19 protein-coding genes are annotated in these 18,894 nt (G+C 72.2%); 6 read left to right on the top strand and 13 right to left on the bottom strand.

Annotated features, from left to right (window positions below):
• Positions 1–3 precede the first annotated feature (3 nt).
• Positions 4–906, top strand: coding sequence for an ABC transporter ATP-binding protein (locus ACQPZF_RS14530; RefSeq protein WP_433271932.1), 903 nt, complete (start codon positions 4–6; stop codon positions 904–906).
• Positions 903–1,595: an ABC transporter permease gene (locus ACQPZF_RS14535; protein ID WP_433271933.1), complete on the top strand. Its 693-nt coding sequence runs from the start codon at positions 903–905 to the stop codon at positions 1,593–1,595. Before ACQPZF_RS14530 ends, ACQPZF_RS14535 begins: the two co-directional genes overlap by 4 nt.
• Positions 1,596–1,645: 50 nt before the next feature.
• On the opposite strand, the gene ACQPZF_RS14540 is transcribed toward ACQPZF_RS14535, so the two are convergent.
• The 6 genes from ACQPZF_RS14540 to ACQPZF_RS14565 form a co-directional block, all read right to left on the bottom strand.
• Positions 1,646–1,999 (bottom strand): hypothetical protein, encoded by a 354-nt coding sequence (locus ACQPZF_RS14540; protein ID WP_433271934.1) that lies wholly within the window; start codon positions 1,997–1,999, stop codon positions 1,646–1,648.
• Positions 2,000–2,061: 62 nt separating this feature from the next.
• Positions 2,062–3,312: a UDP-glucose dehydrogenase family protein gene (locus ACQPZF_RS14545; RefSeq protein WP_433271935.1), complete on the bottom strand. Its 1,251-nt coding sequence runs from the start codon at positions 3,310–3,312 to the stop codon at positions 2,062–2,064.
• Positions 3,270–4,157 carry a glycosyltransferase family 9 protein gene (locus tag ACQPZF_RS14550; protein ID WP_433271936.1) on the bottom strand — a complete coding sequence of 296 codons (888 nt, stop codon included), beginning with the start codon at positions 4,155–4,157 and terminating at the stop codon, positions 3,270–3,272. The genes ACQPZF_RS14545 and ACQPZF_RS14550 overlap by 43 nt, the downstream gene beginning before the upstream one ends.
• Before the next feature lie 58 nt (positions 4,158–4,215).
• Positions 4,216–5,166, bottom strand: a complete 951-nt coding sequence (locus ACQPZF_RS14555) for a glycosyltransferase family 2 protein (protein WP_433271937.1) — start codon at positions 5,164–5,166, stop codon at positions 4,216–4,218.
• Complete coding sequence (locus ACQPZF_RS14560; RefSeq protein ID WP_433271938.1) at positions 5,163–6,779, bottom strand: carbamoyltransferase family protein; 1,617 nt, start codon at positions 6,777–6,779, stop codon at positions 5,163–5,165. Before ACQPZF_RS14560 ends, ACQPZF_RS14555 begins: the two co-directional genes overlap by 4 nt.
• 29 nt (positions 6,780–6,808) lie before the next feature.
• Positions 6,809–7,729 carry a UDP-glucuronic acid decarboxylase family protein gene (locus tag ACQPZF_RS14565; protein ID WP_433271939.1) on the bottom strand — a complete coding sequence of 307 codons (921 nt, stop codon included), beginning with the start codon at positions 7,727–7,729 and terminating at the stop codon, positions 6,809–6,811.
• A 61-nt stretch (positions 7,730–7,790) separates the two neighbouring features.
• Between ACQPZF_RS14565 and ACQPZF_RS14570 the strand changes: the two genes are divergently transcribed.
• A complete protein-coding gene (locus ACQPZF_RS14570) occupies positions 7,791–8,639 on the top strand; it encodes a glycosyltransferase family 2 protein (RefSeq protein WP_433271940.1) in 849 nt (282 codons plus the stop codon).
• Between the two features lie 21 nt (positions 8,640–8,660).
• On the opposite strand, the gene ACQPZF_RS14575 is transcribed toward ACQPZF_RS14570, so the two are convergent.
• Positions 8,661–9,173 carry a winged helix-turn-helix domain-containing protein gene (locus tag ACQPZF_RS14575; protein WP_433271941.1) on the bottom strand — a complete coding sequence of 171 codons (513 nt, stop codon included), beginning with the start codon at positions 9,171–9,173 and terminating at the stop codon, positions 8,661–8,663.
• An 82-nt stretch (positions 9,174–9,255) separates the two neighbouring features.
• On the opposite strand from ACQPZF_RS14575, the gene ACQPZF_RS14580 reads away from it, so the two are divergent.
• Entirely contained in the window at positions 9,256–10,074 is an 819-nt protein-coding gene (locus tag ACQPZF_RS14580) for an aldo/keto reductase (protein WP_433271942.1), read from the top strand.
• 68 nt (positions 10,075–10,142) lie between these two features.
• On the opposite strand, the gene ACQPZF_RS14585 is transcribed toward ACQPZF_RS14580, so the two are convergent.
• Positions 10,143–10,643, bottom strand: a complete 501-nt coding sequence (locus ACQPZF_RS14585) for a DUF2087 domain-containing protein (RefSeq protein WP_433271943.1) — start codon at positions 10,641–10,643, stop codon at positions 10,143–10,145.
• Between the two features lie 62 nt (positions 10,644–10,705).
• On the opposite strand from ACQPZF_RS14585, the gene ACQPZF_RS14590 reads away from it, so the two are divergent.
• Positions 10,706–11,464, top strand: a complete 759-nt coding sequence (locus ACQPZF_RS14590; protein WP_433271944.1) for a hypothetical protein — start codon at positions 10,706–10,708, stop codon at positions 11,462–11,464.
• On the opposite strand, the gene ACQPZF_RS14595 is transcribed toward ACQPZF_RS14590, so the two are convergent.
• The 3 genes from ACQPZF_RS14595 to ACQPZF_RS14605 form a co-directional block, all read right to left on the bottom strand.
• On the bottom strand, positions 11,374–11,757 hold the full coding sequence (locus ACQPZF_RS14595; protein WP_433271945.1) for a hypothetical protein: 384 nt from the start codon (positions 11,755–11,757) through the stop codon (positions 11,374–11,376). The genes ACQPZF_RS14590 and ACQPZF_RS14595 overlap by 91 nt on opposite strands.
• Before the next feature lie 322 nt (positions 11,758–12,079).
• Entirely contained in the window at positions 12,080–13,297 is a 1,218-nt protein-coding gene (locus tag ACQPZF_RS14600) for an ABC transporter substrate-binding protein (RefSeq protein WP_433271946.1), read from the bottom strand.
• 87 nt (positions 13,298–13,384) lie between these two features.
• Positions 13,385–13,540, bottom strand: a complete 156-nt coding sequence (locus ACQPZF_RS14605; protein WP_433271947.1) for a hypothetical protein — start codon at positions 13,538–13,540, stop codon at positions 13,385–13,387.
• A 208-nt stretch (positions 13,541–13,748) separates the two neighbouring features.
• Between ACQPZF_RS14605 and ACQPZF_RS14610 the strand changes: the two genes are divergently transcribed.
• On the top strand, positions 13,749–15,713 hold the full coding sequence (locus tag ACQPZF_RS14610; protein WP_433271948.1) for an amino acid transporter: 1,965 nt from the start codon (positions 13,749–13,751) through the stop codon (positions 15,711–15,713).
• Positions 15,714–15,827: 114 nt separating this feature from the next.
• Here ACQPZF_RS14610 and ACQPZF_RS14615 read toward each other — a convergent pair whose 3' ends face one another.
• Together ACQPZF_RS14615 and ACQPZF_RS14620 are read right to left on the bottom strand one after the other, a co-directional pair.
• Positions 15,828–18,176, bottom strand: a complete 2,349-nt coding sequence (locus ACQPZF_RS14615) for a glycoside hydrolase family 65 protein (RefSeq protein ID WP_433271949.1) — start codon at positions 18,174–18,176, stop codon at positions 15,828–15,830.
• Positions 18,173–18,886, bottom strand: a complete 714-nt coding sequence (locus tag ACQPZF_RS14620) for an HAD family hydrolase (protein ID WP_433271950.1) — start codon at positions 18,884–18,886, stop codon at positions 18,173–18,175. The genes ACQPZF_RS14615 and ACQPZF_RS14620 overlap by 4 nt, the downstream gene beginning before the upstream one ends.
• Positions 18,887–18,894 lie beyond the last annotated feature (8 nt).

Here is an 18,894-nt window from a genome sequence, read left to right on the forward strand (position 1 = left end):
GCCATGCGGAACCGGGTGATCGACGTGGCGGCGTTGCGCTGCCGGTACGGGGACTTCGAGGCGGTGCGCGGGGTGGACCTCGCGGTGGACCAGGGCGAGCTGTTCGCGCTGCTGGGCACCAACGGGGCGGGCAAGACCACCGTCCTGGAGACGCTGGAGGGACTGCGCCGGCCCAGCGCGGGACGGGTGCGGGTGCTCGGCGTCGACCCGCACCGCGACCGGGCGGCGATCCGGGCGCGGACCGGGATCATGCTCCAGGAGAGCGGCTTCCCGGGTGACCTGACGGTGGCGGAGATGGCGCGGCTGTGGCGGCGCGGCGACCACGGCGACGCCCTCGAACGGCTCGATCTGGGACACCGGCGGGACGTGCGGATCAGGCAGCTTTCCGGCGGCGAGCGGCGGCGGCTGGACCTGCTGCTGGCCGTGCTCGGGAGGCCCGAGCTGCTGTTCCTGGACGAGCCGACCACGGGCCTGGACCCGGAGTCGCGGCAGCGCACCTGGGAGGTGGTGCGCGAGTTGCTCGCCGAGGGCACGACGGTGGTGCTGACCACCCACTACCTGGAGGAGGCCGAGTCGCTGGCGCACCGGCTGGCGATCCTGCACGAGGGCGTGGTCGTGGTGTCCGGGACGCTGGTGGACGTGCTGGCCGCGCAGCCGGCGCGGATCTCGTTCGACCTGCCCGGCCGGCTCGGCGTGGACGCGCTGCCCATGCTCGGCGGCGACGTGGTGCACAACCCGTCCGGCCGGGTCGACGTGCGTACCCGGCACCTCCAGGAGGACCTGGAGATCCTGCTGACGTGGGCGCGGCGGGACGGCTTGGCGCTGGGCAGGCTCCGGGCCAACCACGCGTCGCTGGAAGACGTCTTCCACGCGGCCCGCGGCGGTCGGGAGGTGATCGCCGCATGATCGCCGCACTGGGCGTCGTGGAGCTGAAGCTGCTGCTGCGCAACCGGACCGCCGCGACGCTGGCGCTCGTGATGCCGCTGCTGATGGGCGGCTACTTCGCCATGTCCCTCAGCAGCGACGGCTGGCCGGTGGCCATCGCCCTCCAGTTGCTGACCACGTTCGGCTTCACCGTCTACGTGACGGTCACGACCTCGCTGACGTCACGCCGCCAAGACCTCTACCTCAAGCGGCTGCGCACCGGCGCGGCGTCGGACGCGGTGGTGCTGACCGGCGTCGTGCTGCCGTCCGTGCTGCTCGGGCTGGTGCAGGCGGCGCTGCTGCTGGGCATCAGCGTGGCGTTGGGCGCGCCGCTGCCGTCCCGGCCGGAGCTGGTGGCGTTGGCCCTGGTCGGCGGCCTGGCGATGAGCTGCGCGGCGGGCGTGGCCACCAGCGGCGTCACCTCGACCGCGGAACTCGCGCAGATCACCACCGGGCCGTTCTTCCTGGCCCTGCTGGGCGGCGGCGCGTGGGCGATGGGCTCGTCGGACGCCCGGACCCTGCTGGTGCCCGGCGGTGGGGTCGCCGACCTCGTCAGCGTCGCCTGGGGTGGTGAGGGGGATGTCGGCCTGGCCGTGCTGTCGCTGGCCGGGTGGACGGCCGTGGGGTGCGCGCTGTCGGTCCGGTTGTTCCGGTGGGACGCCCGGCGCTAGGCCGGTGGTCCGCCTTGGACTACGGCTGGAAGGCCCGCCTTGGACGGCGACTAGAACAGCGGCGTGAAGACGCACTCGAACCCGGCCTTGATCCCGGGCCGGTGGGTGGCGGCCATCCAGAACTCGCCGGCCCGGACGACGCCGCCCACGTAGGTGTCCCCGTAGCCGACGCTGGTGGTGGGCGGGCTCTGCGGACCGGTCAGCAACCGCATCCGCGCCGTCCGCCCGCCGACGAAGTACACGGCCACGTACCCGGACGTCCTGGCCTGGTAGACGGTGTTCAGCGCAGCCTGGAAACGGTCTTCGCCTTGGAGCAGCGTTCCCAACAAGCCGGTCAGGTGCGCGACGCGGTCTTCCAACTCCTGGACGCGGGTGTGCAGCGCGTCGTCCCTCGATTCCAACACGTCTTGCCTCCTGGACCACGTGGCTGCTCTTGGTCCATGAGGTTAAGGGCTGGGACGCGGCACTAGTCGGCGGCCCGCCCGGTCGACACCAGGCGGATGCCGCTCTCCGTGACCTTGTCCGCCGGCAGCAGGTTGCGGGTGTCCACGATCACCGGCCGGCTCATCCCGGCCGCCACGGCCGGCCAGTCCAGTTCGGCGAACTCCGGCCACTCGGTCAGCACCACCAGCGCCGACGCGTCGTGAGCGGCGTCCAGCGCGGTCTCGGCCACGTGGACCGGGCCGGTGTCGGCGGTGACGCACGGGTCGTAGCCGGTGAGCACCGCGCCCTCGTCGGCCAGCAGCCCGGCCACGGCGAGCGCGGGGGAGTCCCGCAGGTCGTCCGTGCCCGCCTTGAACGTCAGGCCCAGCAAGCCGATCCGCGTGCCTGCCAAGGGGCCGGCGGCCTCGCGGACCTTCTCCACCACGCGGCGGGCCTGGCGCTCGTTGGTGTCGATGGTGGCGCGCAGCAACGGGAAGTCGACGTGCGCACCGTCCGAAGTGGACAGCAACGCCCTGGTGTCCTTGGGGAAGCACGACCCGCCCCAACCGGGACCGGGCCGCAGGAAGGCCGCGCCGATCCGCTCGTCCAGCCGCATCCCCTCGGTGACGTCGCCGATGTCCGCGCCCGCCTGCTCGCACAGCTCGGCGAGGCTGTTCACGTAGGACAGCTTCATGGCCAGGAAGCAGTTGCTGGCGTACTTCACCAGTTCGGCGCTCGCCCGGTCGGTGACCAGCGCGGGCGCTTCCGGGTACAGCGCGAGGACGCTCCGCGCGGCCGACTCGTCGTCCGCGCCGACCACGATCCGCTGTGGCCGCAGGAAGTCGTCCACGGCGTGGCCCTCGCGCAGGAACTCGGGGTTCGACACCACCGGAACCCGTTGGGACCGCGCGATGTCGTCGGACGTGCCGATCGGCACCGTCGACTTCACCACGAGCACGCACCCGTCGGGCTCGGCGTCACCGAGCACGGCGTGCACGGCGCTCAGGTCGGCCTCGCCGTTCTCCCCGGTAGGGGTCGGCAGGCACAGGTACACGAACTCCGCATCGGCGAGCGCCTCCCCGTTGTCCGTGGTGAACGCGAGCCGGCCGGTCCGCAGGCCCTCCGCGACCAGTTCGGCCAGCCGGGGTTCGTGCGCGCCGATCTCGGCCCGCCGCAACGCCGTGACCTTGCCCTCGTCCACGTCCGCGCACACCACGCGGTGCCCGAGGTGGGCGAAGCAGGCGGCGGTCGTCAGACCGACATAACCCGCGCCGATGACGCCGATCCGTGCCATGGCACACCTCCCAACGCCGTCAGGACTTCCTCGACCGTGATCCGCAGGAGACCGGGGTCCGGGTGCTCCGCGAACGTGTCCCCGGTGGTGCCGTGCCACAGCACCCGGTGCGGCCCGTCGCGCGGTCCCCACCGGTCCGGCGACACGGGACCGAACAGCACGACCGACGGCGTGCCGTAGGCGGTGGCGACGTGGGCGACCCCGGTGTCGCCGCACAGCACCGCGCGGGCGCCGGCGACCAGGTCCAACAGTGACGCCAGACTGCCGAGCGACGTGCGCGCGACGCCGTCCGCGACCTCGTGCACCAGATCGGCTTCGGCGGGGCTGCCGGTGACCACGGCGGCCGGTCCCAGCGCCCGCACGACGGCGCGGAACCGCTCCGCCGGCCACCGCCGCGCGCCGTGGCTCGCGCCGGGGTGCACCACGATGTCGCCGCCGCCGGCGGTCCGACCGGGCAGGCGGAGGTCCTCCGGGTTGCTCGGGATGCCGTTGCGCATCAGCAGTCGGCACCAGCGGTCCACCTCGTGCTGGTCCTCGCGCCACGGCACCTGCGTGCCGTGCGTGATGAGCCGGGCGGGCCCCGTCACGCGCAGCAGGTCGACGCTCTCCGGCCCGCGCCCGTGCAGGTTCACCGCCAGGTCGGGCTCCTCGAAGTCGACCGGCTCCAGGCCCGACGTCGGCAGCAGGTGGTCCACCGCGCCGATCCGGTCCACCGCGTCGGCCAGCCACCCCGGCGCGGAGAGCGTGATCTCCGCGTCCGGGAACTCCCTGCGCAGCCCCCGCAGCGCCGGCACGGCCGTCAGCAGGTCGCCGAGCCCGAGCGCACGCAACACCAGAATCCTCATCGCCGCACCGCCCGGTGCCGAGGTTCGCCGAGGCCGAGCGCACGCAACACCAGGGCCGTCATCGCCGCACCGCCCGGTGCCGCAGTTCGCCGCGCACCCGGTGGGCGCAGGCCGCCGGTGGGATGGCCACGCTGGTCACCACCATCCGCAGCACCTCGTCGGGCGTGCGGGGGCCGGGCGCGATGCGCTCGGCGGCGAAGCGGGCGGTCAGCGCCGCCCACACCGCCCCGGTCACCAGCGCCGCCCTCGACCTCAACAGTCCTAACACGACGGTCAGGACACCGGCGGCCGTGGTGAGCGTGTGCCGCCGGAGCCGCCCCGGATGCCCGCCGATGCGCGAACGCCACCCCTCGCCGAGCAGCCGGCGCATCAGGGCGTCGTCGGCGTTGCCGCGCTGCTGCCGCAGGCTGGCGAAGAAGTCCGACCGCCGCACCGGGTGGGTGGTCTCGCGGGAACCCCGCACGATCCGGTACCCCTCGTCCAGCAGGCGCAACGCCAGCTCGGCGTCCTCCCGGTACGCGCGGGGGAAGCGCTCGTCGAACCCGCCCACGTGGACCAGCGCGGCCCTCCGGTAGGCCATGTCGGCGGTGATCCACCGCGCGTCGGCCAAGCCCGCCGTGCCGCGTTCCCAGTCCGTCGGCCGACGGTCCTCCGGCAGCGGCACGGTGATGCGGGCCTGCGAACCGGCCACGTCCAGCCCCAGGCCGTCGAGGTCGTCCGCCAGCCGGCGCTTCCAGTCCCGCGGCGGCACCACGTCGTCGTCCAGGAAGGCGATCCACTCGCAGCACGCCGCCCGCCAACCCGCGTTCCGGGCGGCGGCCGGTCCGCGTCCGCCGCTGCGCAGGACCCGCGCCGCACGCGTCGGCGGCAACGGTCCCGGCGTCGGCCGGTCGTCCACCACGATCACCTCGCGCGGCGGCGGGCCCGAGCCGTGTTCGAGCGCGTCCAGGATTACGCTGAGGCTGTCGCGGCCCACGGTCGGGATCACCACGGCGTAGTCCGGGCTCATCGGCGCACCACGAATCGCCCGATGGCCAGCAGGTCGACCGGCGCGGAGCCGAAGCACTCCAGCGCGTCCCGCGGGTCGTCCACCATCGGCCGCCCGGCGGTGTTCAGGCTGGTGTTCACCACGACCGGAACCCCGGTGCGCTCGGCGAAACCGGTGAGCACCCGCGCCATCAGCGGCTCCTGTGCGGGATCGACGGTCTGTACCCGCGCGGTACCGTCCACGTGCACGACGGCCGGGATCTTGTCCCTCCACTCAGGACGGACATCGTGCACGAAAAGCATGTAGGGACTGGGTATCGGGCCGCGGGTGAACAGCTCGTGCGCCCGTTCGGCCAGGACCATCGGCGCGATCGGCCGGAACTGCTCCCGCCCCTTCACGTCGTTGAGCCGGGCGAGGTTGTCCGCGAAACACGGGTTGGCCAGCAGCGAACGGCGGCCCAGCGCCCGCGGCCCGTACTCGCTGCGACCCTGGAACCACGCCACGACCTGGTTGTCCGCCAACGCCTCGGCCACCGCCGCGGCGACGTCGGCCGGCTCCTCGTAGGCGATCTTGGCCCGGCGCAGGTACTCCTCGATCTCGTCGTCGGTCCAGCCGCGGCCCAGGTCCGCGCCCGGCATCGGCGCGGCGGGCTCGCCTGCCTCGGCGACGACGTGCAGCGCGGCCCCCAGCGCGGTCCCGGCGTCACCGGCCGCCGGCTGCACCCACACCTCCTCGAACGGCCCCTCGGCGAAGATCCGGGTGTTCGCCACGCAGTTCAGCGCCACCCCGCCCGCCATGGTCAGCCGCCGCTGCCCGGTGCGCTCGTGCAGCCACCGCACCAGGTCCAGCAGCACCTCCTCGACCCGCACCTGCACGCTCGCCGCCAGCTCCGCGTGCTCGCGGGTCATCTCGTCGTCCGCGCCGCGCCGCTTCGCCAACGTCGCCCAGTCGACCGGCGTCACCGCGAACCCGCCGTCCCCGGTCGGCCGGATGTGCTCGCGCATCAGGTCCAGGTGCACCGGCGACGCGTAGGACGCCAGCGCCATCACCTTGTACTCGTCACTCGACCGCAGAAAGCCCAGGTGCTCGGTCAGATCCTCGTAGAGCAGCCCCAGTGAATGCGGGAGCTGTTGCGCGGCAAGCGTTTCGAGTCGGTGCCCGCGATAGCTGCCGGCCAGGTGCGACCCGCACTCGCCACGCCCGTCGGACACCAGCACGGCGCAGTCCCCGCCGAACGGCGCGGCCAGACCGGTCGAACCGGCGTGCGCCACGTGGTGCGGCACGAACCGCACGATCTCCGGGTCCAGCCCCGGCAGGGCGGTGGACAGGAACTGCGGCGCCCGGCGGGCGTACTCGGTGCGCAGGTCCTCCCACGGCACCTCGCTGTCGGGCGGGACCATCGACGGGTCGTAGGAGTACGCCACCGCGTCCAGGTCGGCGGGTGACAGGCCCGCGTGCGCGAGGCACCAGCGGGCGGCCTGTTCGGGCAGCTCCCACGCGGAGAACGGCACCGGCCGCTTGCCGTGTTTGCGGCGCGAGAAGCGCTCCTCCTCGGCGGCGGCCACGATCCTCCCGTCCACCACCAGCGCCGCGGCCGGGTCGTGGAACACGGCGTTGATTCCGAGCACGCGCACGGTCATCCCCTTTCTTGCGCTGCGCCGGGCTATCCGACGAGGTGCCGGTGGAACGACCGGCGCAGGCCCTCGGCCAGGTCGATCTCCGGCTGCCAGCCCAGCAGCTCGCGGGCCAGCGTGATGTCCGGCCGCCGGCGGCGCGGGTCGTCCTCCATCGGCTCGACGTGCCGGATGCCCGACCGCGAGCCGGTCACCTCGGTCACCCGGCGGGCCACCTCCAGCACGGTGACCTCCTCCGGGTTGCCCAGGTTCACCGGTCCGGCCTGGTCGCTGTCGGCCATCGCGAGCAGCCCGCGCACCAGGTCGTCCACGTGGCACAGCGACCGCGTCTGACTGCCGTCGCCGTGCACGGTCAGCGGCTCGCCCGCCCGCGCCTGCCGGACGAACGTCGGGATCATCCGGCCGTCGTCGGGGCGCATCCGCGGGCCGTAGGTGTTGAAGATCCGCACGATGCCCGTGTCCACGCTGTGCTCCCGGCGGAACGCGCAGGTCAGCGCCTCACCGAAACGCTTGGCCTCGTCGTAGACGCTGCGCGGCCCGATCGGGTTGACGTTGCCCCAGTACGTCTCCCGCTGCGGGTGCTCCAACGGGTCGCCGTACACCTCGCTGGTCGACGCGACGACGATCCGGGCGCCCTTGCGCGCGGCCAGCTCCAGCGCGTGCAAGGTGCCGAAACCACCCGACTTCATCGTCTCCACCGGCGACCGCAGGTAGTCGACGGGAGACGCCGGGCACGCCAGGTGCAGCACGAGGTCGACATCGCCGAGCAGGTCCAGCGGCTTGGCGACGTCCGCCACCACCAGCCCCGCGCCCTCCGGCACGTTGTCCGGCGACCCCGTGCGGAAGTCGTCCACGCACACCACCCGCGTGCCCCGGCGCAACAACGCCTCGCACACGTGCGACCCGAGGAAGCCCGCCCCGCCGGTCACCACCGCTCGTTCGAAGCCCATGTCGAATGAGCTACCCGTGGAATCCACGTGTAACCACTTCGATGGCGGGTAGTACCCGGCGGTGGCCGAGACGACGGTGGTGATCGCCACGCGGAACCGCGTGGCCGAACTGGTGCACACGCTGAGCCGGCTCGCCGCGCTCGACGTGCCGATCGTGGTGGTGGACAACGGGTCGTCCGATGACACGGTCGGCCGGCTCCGCCGCGACTTCCCGCAGGTAGAAGTGCTGGCGCTGACCCGCAACGCGGGCGCTACCGCCCGCAACATGGGCGTCCGACGTGCCCGGACGCCGTACGTGGCGTTCTGCGACGACGACTCGTGGTGGGCGCCGGACGCGTTCGACCGGGCCGCGGAGCTGTTCGCGCGCTATCCGCGGCTGGGCCTGCTCGCCGGGCGGACCGTGGTGGAGCCGGAAGGCCGGACCGATCCGATCTGCGTCGAGATGGCGGAATCCGCCCTCGGCACACCGCCCGACCTGCCCGGACCCGCCGTGCTCGGGTTCCTGTGCTGCGCGGCGATCGTGCGGCGGGCGGCGTTCCTGAAGGTCGGCGGGTTCCACCCGGTGCTGTTCTTCCGGGGCGAGGAGCGGCTGTTCTCGTGGGACCTCGCCGCGGAGGGGTGGGCGTGCGCCTACGTGGACGACGTGGTGGCCTACCACCAGCCGTCCCGGTCGAGGCCGACCAGTTCGGCGGGCAGGCGCACCGCGTTGCGCAACGACCTGCTCACGACGTGGTTGCGTCGTCCGTTGCCGGTGGCGGTGGGGGATGGGTTCGCGTTGGCTCGGCGGGCGTTGGCCGATGGTGACTGCCGTGCGGCGTTGGCCGCGGCGGTGTGTCGGCTACCGGCTGTGGCGTGGCACCGGCATCGGTTGCCACGGGAGGTGGAACGTCAGATCGCGCTGGTGAATTAGCGCGCCGACCGCGTCGGAGCGTCACCCGGCCAAGGCGTCGTGCTCCACGGAGACCGCGAACGGGTTGTCCATGCGGTAGCCGACGCCACGCACGGTGGTGATGAGGGAGGCCGCGTCGCCCAGCTTCCGGCGGATACGGCGCACGTGCACGTCCACTGTCCGGGTGTCCACGAAGGTGGTCGTTCCCCACACGTTGTTCATCAGCGACGTGCGGCGGTGCACTTGGCGCGGGTGTGTGCAGAGGTGGTGCAGCAGGTCGAATTCCAGCCGAGTCAGCTCCACGTCCACCCCCCGGTGCAGCACCCGGCGGGAGTCCGCCAGGATGCGCAGCTCGGGTTCGGCGCGCGGGACCGGCAGGTCCACCACCACGTCCGCCTGGGGCAGGTCCAGTGCGGCGCGCAGCGCCTCGGCGAGCTGTGCGGCGGTGTCCACGACCTGTGCCGTCGTCGCGCTGAGACGGATGACGACCGTCACGTCGACGGTTGTCAGATCGTCGACGGTCGTCACATCGGGGAGTGCCTTCACGACAGCCACCCGCAGATCGGATCAGCCACCAGGCAAGGGCGTCAACGCCGTCCAGGAAGTGGGAGTCGTTGACAACGGGCATGATGGCCTCATGATGACCACGACCCTCAACAACGGCGTCAGCATGCCGCAGCTCGGCTTCGGCGTGTTCCAGGTGTCCACACAGGACACCGAGGACGCGGTCGCCGAGGCGTTGCGCGTCGGCTACCGCAGCATCGACACCGCCGCGGCCTACGGCAACGAGGAACCGGTCGGCCGCGCCCTCGCGGCGTCCGGCATCGCGCGCGACGAGCTGTTCGTCACCACCAAGCTGTGGAACACCGACCAGGGCTACGACGAGGCGCTGCGCGCGTTCGACACCAGCCTCGGCAAGCTCGGCCTGGACCGGCTCGACCTGTACCTGATCCACTGGCCCGCCGCCGCCCGCGACCGGTACGTCGATAGCTGGCGCGCACTCGGCAAGGTGCTCGCCGACGGCCGGGTGCGCGCGATCGGCGTGTCCAACTTCCAGATCCCGCATCTCGAACGCGTGATCGAGGCGACCGACACGGTGCCCGCCGTCAACCAGATCGAGCTGCACCCCCGGCTCCAGCAGGAGGAGCTGCGCCGCTTCCACTCCGAGCACGGCATCGCGACCGAGGCGTGGAGCCCGCTCGCGCAGGGCGGCGACCTGTTGCGCGACCAGGTGCTGACCGCGGTCGCCGACAAGCACGGCCGCACGCCGGCGCAGGTGGTGCTGCGCTGGCACCTCCAGTTGGGCAACGTGGTGATCCCCAAGTCGGTCACGCCCAGCCGGATCGCCGAGAACTTCGCCGTCTTCGACTTCGCGCTGGACCAGGACGACCTGGACCGGATCGCCACCCTGGAGACCGGCGAGCGCGTCGGGCCGCACCCGGACGAGTTCGCCTAGCGGTCAGCTCTCGACCGGGCCGCTTCGATTGGCGGTCAAGACTCGACCGGGGCCGCCTCGATGAGCGGTCAGCTCTCGGCTGGGCCGCCGGAACGCCAGTAGAACCCGTCCGCCCGGTCCAGCAGCCCTTCGTCCACGAGGTACCGGCGCACCGTCACGTGGTCGACCTCGCCGCCGTCGCACCAGGCGCGCAGCACCTCGACCACCTCCCGCTCGGGGTACCGCCGTCCCGGCTCGAACGCCGTGCACACCTGCTCCAGCACAGCCCGCCGCCGCCCGCGCTGCGCGGGCAGCCGGACCAGCCGACCGTCCCTCAGGAACGGATCCTCCGGAACCCGCTCGACCCGACTGGCCTGTTCGAACAGGTCCTGACGCACCAGCATCTCGTTTGGCTGCCCCGCGACCAGCCCGGCGGTGCGCAGCTTGCGCAGCGCGGCGTCCACCCGGCGGGCGTCCACACCGGCCTTTTCGACGATCTCCGCCGGGTTGCGGGCTCCCAGGACCAGTGCGGCGACCACCCGCAGTCGAATGGGGTCGGCGAGCAGTCCGATCAGCGCATCAGGAGTCACGGGTAGAGCTAACCGAAGCCGGCTGTCTGGTGCACGCGCATTAGGGGCGGACCTTAATACCCGTGCGCACTGATCACCTCTTCCCCCTGGCGTCGGTGGAGCCCGTCTTCGGGATGCCCACCGAACACGCCCGAAAATTCCAGCAGGTGGCCGCGGAGCAGGACCTCGTCATCGACGTGCGGGCCACGAACCCGCACGCGGTGGCGTGGCTGCGCGACGGCGCGTTGCCCAAGCCGGAGCCGGTGAAGGCCAAGACCATCGACGACCTGGACGTCCGGCTGGGCGCGCGGGCGCGGCACCGGGGACTGGTCGGGTTCTTCCGGCCCCTGTTACCCCGGCACGGCGTCACCGAGCGGCTGTGGAGCCGGTTCGCCCAACGACGCGACGAGTTCGACGCGCTGGGAGCCAAGATGGCCCAGCTCGAACGTCGCGGTGAATACCTCGTGCGGGACGGCGTGGTGCACGGCTTCGACCGGCGTGGCAAGCTGCGCCCGCTGACCGGAGACCACGACGTGTTCGACATCCACGCTTCCGGCGGCCGGGCGCTCACCACGCGGCGCTACCACCGGGCCGTGACGACCATGATGGACCTGGAGATGGGCGTCACCCACGGCGCCCACATGTACTGGCGCCCGACCACACCCGCCGACCGGGTCATGTTCGAGTCGATCGCCCGCAGCGCCAGTCCGAAACTGCGCTTCCACCCGGACGGCACGATGAGCGCCGGGGACTACCGCCGGCCGAACGCGGGCACCAGCGCGATGACCAGACCTGCCAGCGCGGTGCGGCCGTACGCGACGGTCTCCAGCGTGGGTAGCTGAAGCCACCCGGTGGAGCTGTCCACATCGGTGATGAGGAGCTTGCCGTAGACCAGCAGCAGCGCGATCCCGTAGAGACGCGCGTACTCGTGCTTCCACGCGAGCACGAGGCCCACCAGACCCGTGCACACGTGCAGGGTCTGGTTGCCGGGGCTGAGCGGGAGCACGGGCACCAGCGCGACCACGACCTGCAACGCGCCGACGATGAGCGCGAGCAGTTGTGCCCGGCTCAGCCGCGGCCTGGTCTCGGGGTCGCCTTTCCCGGTGTTGTCCTTCACCGGCGCCTCTTTCCGCATGGGCTCGGGTTACCCGGACGCTCCGGCGCGATGCCCGGACCTGGATACTTTCCTCTTCTGAAGCCCGCTTGTCCGCACTTTCGGGTGGTGTTTTCGGCGAGCGGCATGGAGGCGGGTGCGAGCGGTGGGCGGGCTCTTCGGTCCAGGGTTCGGTGGACCGTTCGGTCTAGTCCGGCGCGGGTTGGTGGTGTGGTGGGTGTGGGTGTGGCGGTGTGGCGGTGTCGTAGACCGATCGGTCCAGTCCAGCGCGGGCCGGTGGTGCGGTGGGTATGGTGCGGCGCTGCGGTGGGTGGCTTGCGGTTGGGGCGGTGTGCGCCCCGGGTCAGCGCAGCAGGGGTTCGAGTTTCGCCCGTGCGTCGCCCGCCGCGTCCGTCGGAGAGCGTTCGCCGCCCAGCACCTGGTGCGCCATGGTCCAGATCGCCTCGGAGACCTGCGGGTACTTCGGGCCGTAGGCGGGCCGTGCGCCGGGGAGTTGGGCGGCGAACGCGGGCACGTTCGGATCCCACTGCCAGCCCGGGTCGTCGATCGTGTCCGCCCGGTTGGGCAGGGCGTTCAGCGCCGCCCCGAACTCGGTCGCGTTGTCCCGGTTCTCGGCCAGCCACGTCAGCACGTCCCAGGCCCGGTCGGCGTGCTGCCCGCCGCGTCCGAGCACCCACGCCTCCCCGCCCAGCGGGGCCACGCTGCCCGCCACCCCGGCGGGCAGCGGCGCGGAGACCCAGTCCAGGCCCGCCTGGTTCATCGCCGGGATCGACCACGGTCCGTTGATCATCATCGCGCACCGGCCGGCGACGAACTCGCGCTCGGCGTCGGAGTTGGTCCACCGCAACGCGTCCGTCGGCGTGCTGCGGTCCGCGTTCACCACACCGTCCACAAAGGACAGGGCCTGCACCGACGCGGCCCCGCCGATGTCCTTCACCTCGCCGCCCGCCTGCCACAGGAACGGCAGGAAGTTCGCCGTGAGGTCGTTGCCCGTCGCGGCGAAGCACAGGCCCCAGCGCCCCTCCGCGGTCAGGGCCTTGGCGGTGGCGCGCAGTTCGTCCCACGTCCGGGGAGGCGAGTCGATGCCGGCGGCCTTGAGCAGCTCCCGGTTGTAGAGCAGGGCGGTCGTGCTGGTGCGCAGCGGGACGCCGTAGAACTTCCCGTCGTGCTGCACGCTGTCCCGCACCGGTCCGAGGAACTGGTCCTTCACGCCCCACGACGAGAACCGGGGTGTCAGGTCCAGGATCGCGTCCCGCGCGGCCAGTCCCGGCAGCGTCGCCACGTCGACCGCCGCGATGTCCGGGAACGTGCCGGCGCCGGCCGCCTCGGCGAGCCGGGCGTCGAACTCGGCCCGGGGGACGGCCGTCCGCTCGATCTCCACCTCGGGGTGCGCTTCCCGGTAGCGCTCGACCAGCGAGTCGACCGCCTCGTCGGCCATGGGGGAGTGGTCCAGGTAGTCCCACCAGGTCAGCGTGACCTTGCCGACCGGTTCGGGGGCGGCGCCGCCGCACGCCGCGACGGCGCACAGGAGGGCCGCCGTGAGCAGTGCCCGCACACTCATGCCGCTCGCACCTTTCGACCCAGGCGGCGGCCTTCGTCAATCGGACGGTCAAGTCGTCCTACCCCGGCGCGGGAGGGGGTGTCAAGATCAGGCTTGCGTGTGTTCGTGCGGCTGCGGCTCGGCCGGCGTGGTCTGGCCGCCGGGCCCGAGGGCCTGCGAGGCGGCCTCCGGAGCCGGGCCGCCGAGGTCGACGTCGGCGAGGTAGGTGGCCGCCAACTCGTCGTAGATCGGTGTTGAACTCACATTTCGGGATACTGTCCGGCGGAACGTCCCGGCGCTGCCCATCTCACCTGTGTGGGTTACCCATAACCAGGTGAAAACCGCATTGATGCGGAGACGATCCCCGCTGTGCGGTACGCCGACCCGGTGATGCATCCTGTCGCCGCCGGCTTTCGGACGTGGCGAGGAAGACCCGGTGGTCGCCGGGCACGGACGCACGGGGGTTCGTCGCATGAGCACTGCGCCTGAGTACGCGGTCCCGGCCACGGTGGATAGTCCGGTTCGTCCCGTGACGCCCCGTTCCGCGCTCGGCCGGTGGCTGTTGCGCCACCGCGTCGCGCCGGTCGGACCGGAGAGCGACGAGGCGCACGCCAAGCCCCAGGCCTGGTGGAAGGTCATGTGCCTGACCGGCGTCGACTACTTCTCCACGCTGTCCTACCTGCCCGGCATCGCGGCGCTCGCGGCCGGCGCGCTGTCGCCACTGGCCACCCTGCTGATCGTGGCGCTGACCCTGCTCGGGATGCTGCCGATGTACCGACGGGTGGCGGGGGAGAGCCCGCACGGGCAGGGCTCGGTGGCGATGCTGGAGAACCTGCTGCCGTTCTGGCGCGGGAAGATCTTCGTCCTCGTCCTGCTCGGCTTCGTGGCCACGTCGTGGATCGTCACCATCACGCTGTCCTCCGCCGACGCGACCGTCCACCTGCTGGAGAACCCGCTCGCGCCGGACTTCCTGCACGGCTACCAGGTCGCCATCACCGTCGTGCTGCTGCTGGTGCTCGGCGGGGTGTTCCTGCTCGGGTTCAGCGAGGCGGTCGGCGTGGCGATCCCGCTGGTGGCGGTGTTCCTGCTGCTCAACGCGATCGTGGTGGGCGCGGGCGTGGCGGAGCTGATCGCCGAGCCGGTCGCGCTGTCCCGCTGGACCGACGCGCTGACCGAGGGCCACGGCGGGTTCTTCGGCGTGCTCGGGCCCGCCGTGCTGGCCTTCCCGCTGCTCGTGCTGGGCCTGTCCGGCTTCGAGACGGGCGTCAGCATGATGCCGCTGGTGGCCGCGGACGGCCTGGAGTCGCGGATCCGCAACACCCGCAAGCTGCTCACCGCCGCGGCTCTGATCATGTCGGTCTACCTGGTGGCGACCAGCTTCATCACCACCGTGCTGATCCCCGAGGAGGCGTTCCGGCCCGGCGGCGAAGCCAACGGGCGCGCGTTGGCCTACCTGGCGCACGAACACCTCGGCGGGGTGTTCGGGACCGCGTACGACCTCAGCAGCGTGCTGATCCTGTGGTTCGCGGGCGCGTCCGCCATGGCAGGCCTGATCAACATCGTGCCCCGGTACCTGCCCGGGTACGGCATGGCGCCCGAGTGGGGCCGCGCGGTGCGGCCGGTGGTGCTCGTCTACACGGTCATCAGCATCGGCATCACCATCGCGTTCAAGGCCGACGTGAACGCCCAGGCGGGCGCATACGCGACCGGCATCCTGGCCATGATGGTGTCCGGCGCGGTCGCCGTGACCATCTCGGCGTGGCGGCGCCGGCAGCGCGGCGCGGGCGTCGGCTTCACCGTGCTGACGCTCGTGCTGCTGTACGCGCTGGCGGAGAACGTGCACGAGAAGCCGGACGGCATCGCCATCTCCGCCGCGTTCATCCTCGGCATCATCGCGATCTCGCTGGTGTCCCGGGTGTCCCGGACGACGGAGCTGCGCGCGGACCGCATCGAGTTCGACGAGCCGGCCCGGAAGTTCGTGACCGACTCGCTCGCCCACGACGGCGCGCTGAACGTCATCGCGAACAAGCGGCAGGCGGGCGACCGGGCCGAGTACGCCGCGAAGGAGTCCGCGCAGCGCGGCATGAACCCGGTGCCGGACCCGGCCGACGTGCTGTTCCTGGAGATCGACGTGATCGACCCGTCGGAGTTCAGCGACGTGCTCCATGTGCGCGGCGTGGAAGTGGCCGGCTACCGCGTCCTGCGGGTGGAGAGTCCGGCCGCGCCCAACGCGATCGCCGCCGTGCTGCTCGCGTTGCGCGACACGACCGACGTCCGTCCTCATTGCTACTTCGAGTGGTCGGAGGGCAACCCGCTGGCCCACCTGTTCCGCTACCTGATCCTGGGGCAGGGCGACACCGCGCCGGTGGTGCGGGAGATCCTGCGCAAGGCCGAGCGGAACCCCGATCGCCGCCCCGGGATCCACGTCGGAGGCTGAGCGCCGGTAACGGGGGTAGCCGCTCGCACGATGAGCGCGTAGGCGGCCATCCCCCAGGCCGTCTGCAAAGACCCGGCCGGGGCTCCACTCCCCCCAGGAACCCCGGCCGGGCGCTTACCCTTCGGCTCCGGACGGCACCCGCCGGACCGGCGCCCGACCGGCGGGCTGGCGCACGTCCGGCGGCGTAGGCGGGTCCGGAATGGGCATTGTCACCGGCTGTCCCGGTTCGAGCACAACGGGTTCACCGTGGTGTGCGGTGCGCAACGCGTCGCCGGACACGATCCGGTACGTGGCTTCGGTCCGGCCGACGTTCACGCAGAGCCTCGTGCCCCGATAGGACATCCGGAACTCCAGTTGCTCCAGGCCCGGCGCGAGACGGGGCGCGAAGGTGAGGCCGCTGTGGTCCCGCATCCCGCCGAACCCGGCGACCAGGCCGATCCACGCGCCCGCCAGGGACGCCATGTGCAGTCCGTTGTGGACGTTGTGGTGCAGGTCGTGCAGGTCGGTGAAAGCCGCCTCGGCCAGGTAGTCGTACGCCAACTGGAGCTGCCCGACCTCGGCCGCCAGCACGGATTGCGTGCCGGCGGACAGTGACGAGTCGCGCACCGTCCGTTCCTCGTAGTAGGCGAAGTTCGCGGCCTTCTCCTCCGGGCTGAACGCGTCGCCCCGGACGTGCATGGCCAGCACCAGGTCGGCCTGCTTGATGACCTGCTTGCGGTACAGGTCGAAGTACGGCTTGCTGAGCAGCAGCGGGTAGGCGTCCGGATCGGTGCCGGCGAAGTCCCACTCGGCGTGCGAGGTGAATCCCTCGGCCTGCTGGTGCACGCCGAGCATGGTGTCGTACGGAATCCGCATCCGCTTCGCGGCCTTCTGCCACTCGGCGATCTCGTCCGCGGTGACCGCCAGGCCCGCCGCCCGGTCCGGGTTCCGCTCGCACGCCTCGGCCGCCGACCGCAGGTTCTTCTGCGCGATCAGGTTGGTGTAGACGTTGTTGTCGACGATCGCCGAGTACTCGTCGGGCCCGGTCACGCCGTCGATCCGGAAGCCGTCGTGCGGATCGTTGTGGCCCAACGACATCCACAGCCGCGCGGTCTCCACCAGCAGCTCCGTGCCGCACTCCCGGTCGAACTCGGCGTCGCCGGTCGCCGCCGTGTACTGCGCGACGGCGTGCGCGACATCGCCGGACACGTGGAACGCCGCCGTGCCGGCCGGCCAGTACGCCGAGCACTCCGCGCCGTTGATGGAACGCCACGGGAACGCGGCCCCGTGCTGCCCCAGCACCTGCGCGCGCTCGCGGGCTTTGTCCAAAGTGGAGTGACGCCAGCGGAGGGCGTCCCGCGCCGCGTCCGGCACGGTGTAGGTGAGCACCGGCAGCACGAACATCTCGCTGTCCCAGAACGCGTGCCCGTCGTAGCCCGGCCCGGTGAGGCCCTTGCCCGGAACGGCCCGGGTCTCACCGCGCGCCCCGGCCTGGAGGATGTGGAACAGCGCGAACCGCAACGCCTGCTGCAACTCGTCGTCGCCGACCACCTCGATGTCCGCGACCTCCCAGAAGTCGTCCAGGAACGCCTTCTGCTCGGCCAGCAGTCCCTGCCACCCGGTCTGCCGCGCGCCCGCCAGCGCCGCGTCGACCTGCGCGCGCAACGCCGGCACCGACCGCTGCGCCGACCACCCGTAGCCCAGGTACTTGGTCAGCCGCAGCGATCCGCCGGCCGGCACGTCCACGGCGGCGGTGAACCGGGCCAGGTCGCCCTCGGCGTGGATGCCGGTCCGCACGCCGTCGCCGGCCTCCAGCTCGTGGTCCATCGCGGCGGCCATCCGCAGCCCGGAGTGCCGGGTGTGGTGCGCGAGCACCGCCCGCGTCCCCTCCGCCCAGGCGAAATCGGCCACCAGCGGCGCGTCCAGCGCCGCCGCCACGCGCGGGTCGCCGCCCCGGTGCTCGATCGGCTCGTTGGCCAGCAGGTCGGACTGCACGACCAGTTGCAGGTCGTCCTCCGGCTCCACGACGTAGTGGATCGCGGCGACCGCGCGCTGCGTGAACGACACCAGCCGCTCGCTGCGGACCGTGATCCGCCTGCCGGTGGGGGATTCCCACTCCGTGCACCGGCGCAGCGTGCCGGTCCGGAAGTCCAGCTCCCGCTCGTGCACGTGCGCCCAGCCGTAGCGCATGTCCAGCGGCTCGTCCTCCACCAGCAGTCGGATCACCTTGCCGTCGGTCACGTTCACCACCGTCTGCCCGGCCTCGGGATAGCCGTAGCCGCCTTCGCCGTAGGGCAGCGCGTGCTCCTCGTAGAAGCCGTTGAGGTACGTGCCGGGCAGGCCGCGCGGCTCGCCCTCGTCCAACGTGCCGCGCATCCCGATGTGCCCGTTGGACAGCGCGAACGTCGACTCGGTGCGGCGCAGCTCCGGCACCGACAGCCCCCGCCACCGCAGCGACCACGGCTCGATGTCGTACCCCGTCACAGCAGCTCCGCCAGATCCTCGACCACCACGTCCGCCCCGTTCTCCCGCAACGCGTCCCGCTGTCCCGCCCGGTCCACACCCACCACGTAGCCGAAACCGCCCGCGCGGCCCGCCTGCACACCCGCCAACGCGTCCTCGAACACGGCCGCCCGCGCGGGCTCCACGCCCAGCAGCCGCGCGCCGGCCAGGAACGAGTCCGGCGCCGGCTTGCCCAGCAGGTGGTCCCGGCTGATCACCACACCGTCCACTCGCGCCTGCATGTACTTCGACAGGCCCGCCGCGTCCAGCACCCGGTCGGCGTTGGCCGACGACGTGACCACGCCGATCTTGAACAGCCCCTGCGCCGCCTCCAGGTAACGCACCGTGCCGGCGTAGGGCGTGACGCCCTCCTGTCGGATGATCGCGTCGATCAGCTCGTTCTTGCGGTTGCCGATGCCGTGCACGGTGTCGCGGTCCGGCGGGTCGTCCGGCCGGCCCTCGGGCAGGGTGATGCCGCGCGACGCCAGGAACGTGCGCACGCCGTCGTACCGCGGCCGGCCGTCCACGTACTGGATGTAGTCGGACTCCGCGAACGGCGGCTCGCCGCGTGGCCGCAGGAAGTCGTCGAACGTGCGCCGCCAGGCACGGCGGTGCAGGACGGCGGTGCTGGTCAGCACCCCGTCGAGGTCGAAGAGGCAGGCGGTGATGCCGTCCGGCAACCCGAGTTTCATGGTCGGTG

Source organism: Actinosynnema sp. CS-041913 (genome assembly GCF_050942485.1).
Lineage (GTDB): Bacteria > Actinomycetota > Actinomycetes > Mycobacteriales > Pseudonocardiaceae > Actinosynnema.

Bases quoted from the DNA above. Each gene is read 5' to 3' on its own strand.
- ACQPZF_RS14530 (WP_433271932.1), top strand. From the start codon at position 4: ATGCGGAACCGGGTGATCGACGTGGCGGCGTTGCGCTGCCGGTACGGG.
- ACQPZF_RS14535 (WP_433271933.1), top strand. From the start codon at position 903: ATGATCGCCGCACTGGGCGTCGTGGAGCTGAAGCTGCTGCTGCGCAAC.
- ACQPZF_RS14545 (WP_433271935.1), bottom strand. From the start codon at position 3,312: ATGGCACGGATCGGCGTCATCGGCGCGGGTTATGTCGGTCTGACGACC.
- ACQPZF_RS14550 (WP_433271936.1), bottom strand. From the start codon at position 4,157: ATGAGGATTCTGGTGTTGCGTGCGCTCGGGCTCGGCGACCTGCTGACG.
- ACQPZF_RS14555 (WP_433271937.1), bottom strand. From the start codon at position 5,166: ATGAGCCCGGACTACGCCGTGGTGATCCCGACCGTGGGCCGCGACAGC.
- ACQPZF_RS14565 (WP_433271939.1), bottom strand. From the start codon at position 7,729: ATGGGCTTCGAACGAGCGGTGGTGACCGGCGGGGCGGGCTTCCTCGGG.
- ACQPZF_RS14580 (WP_433271942.1), top strand. From the start codon at position 9,256: ATGATGACCACGACCCTCAACAACGGCGTCAGCATGCCGCAGCTCGGC.
- ACQPZF_RS14595 (WP_433271945.1), bottom strand. From the start codon at position 11,757: ATGCGGAAAGAGGCGCCGGTGAAGGACAACACCGGGAAAGGCGACCCC.
- ACQPZF_RS14600 (WP_433271946.1), bottom strand. From the start codon at position 13,297: ATGAGTGTGCGGGCACTGCTCACGGCGGCCCTCCTGTGCGCCGTCGCG.
- ACQPZF_RS14610 (WP_433271948.1), top strand. From the start codon at position 13,749: ATGAGCACTGCGCCTGAGTACGCGGTCCCGGCCACGGTGGATAGTCCG.
- ACQPZF_RS14620 (WP_433271950.1), bottom strand. From the start codon at position 18,886: ATGAAACTCGGGTTGCCGGACGGCATCACCGCCTGCCTCTTCGACCTC.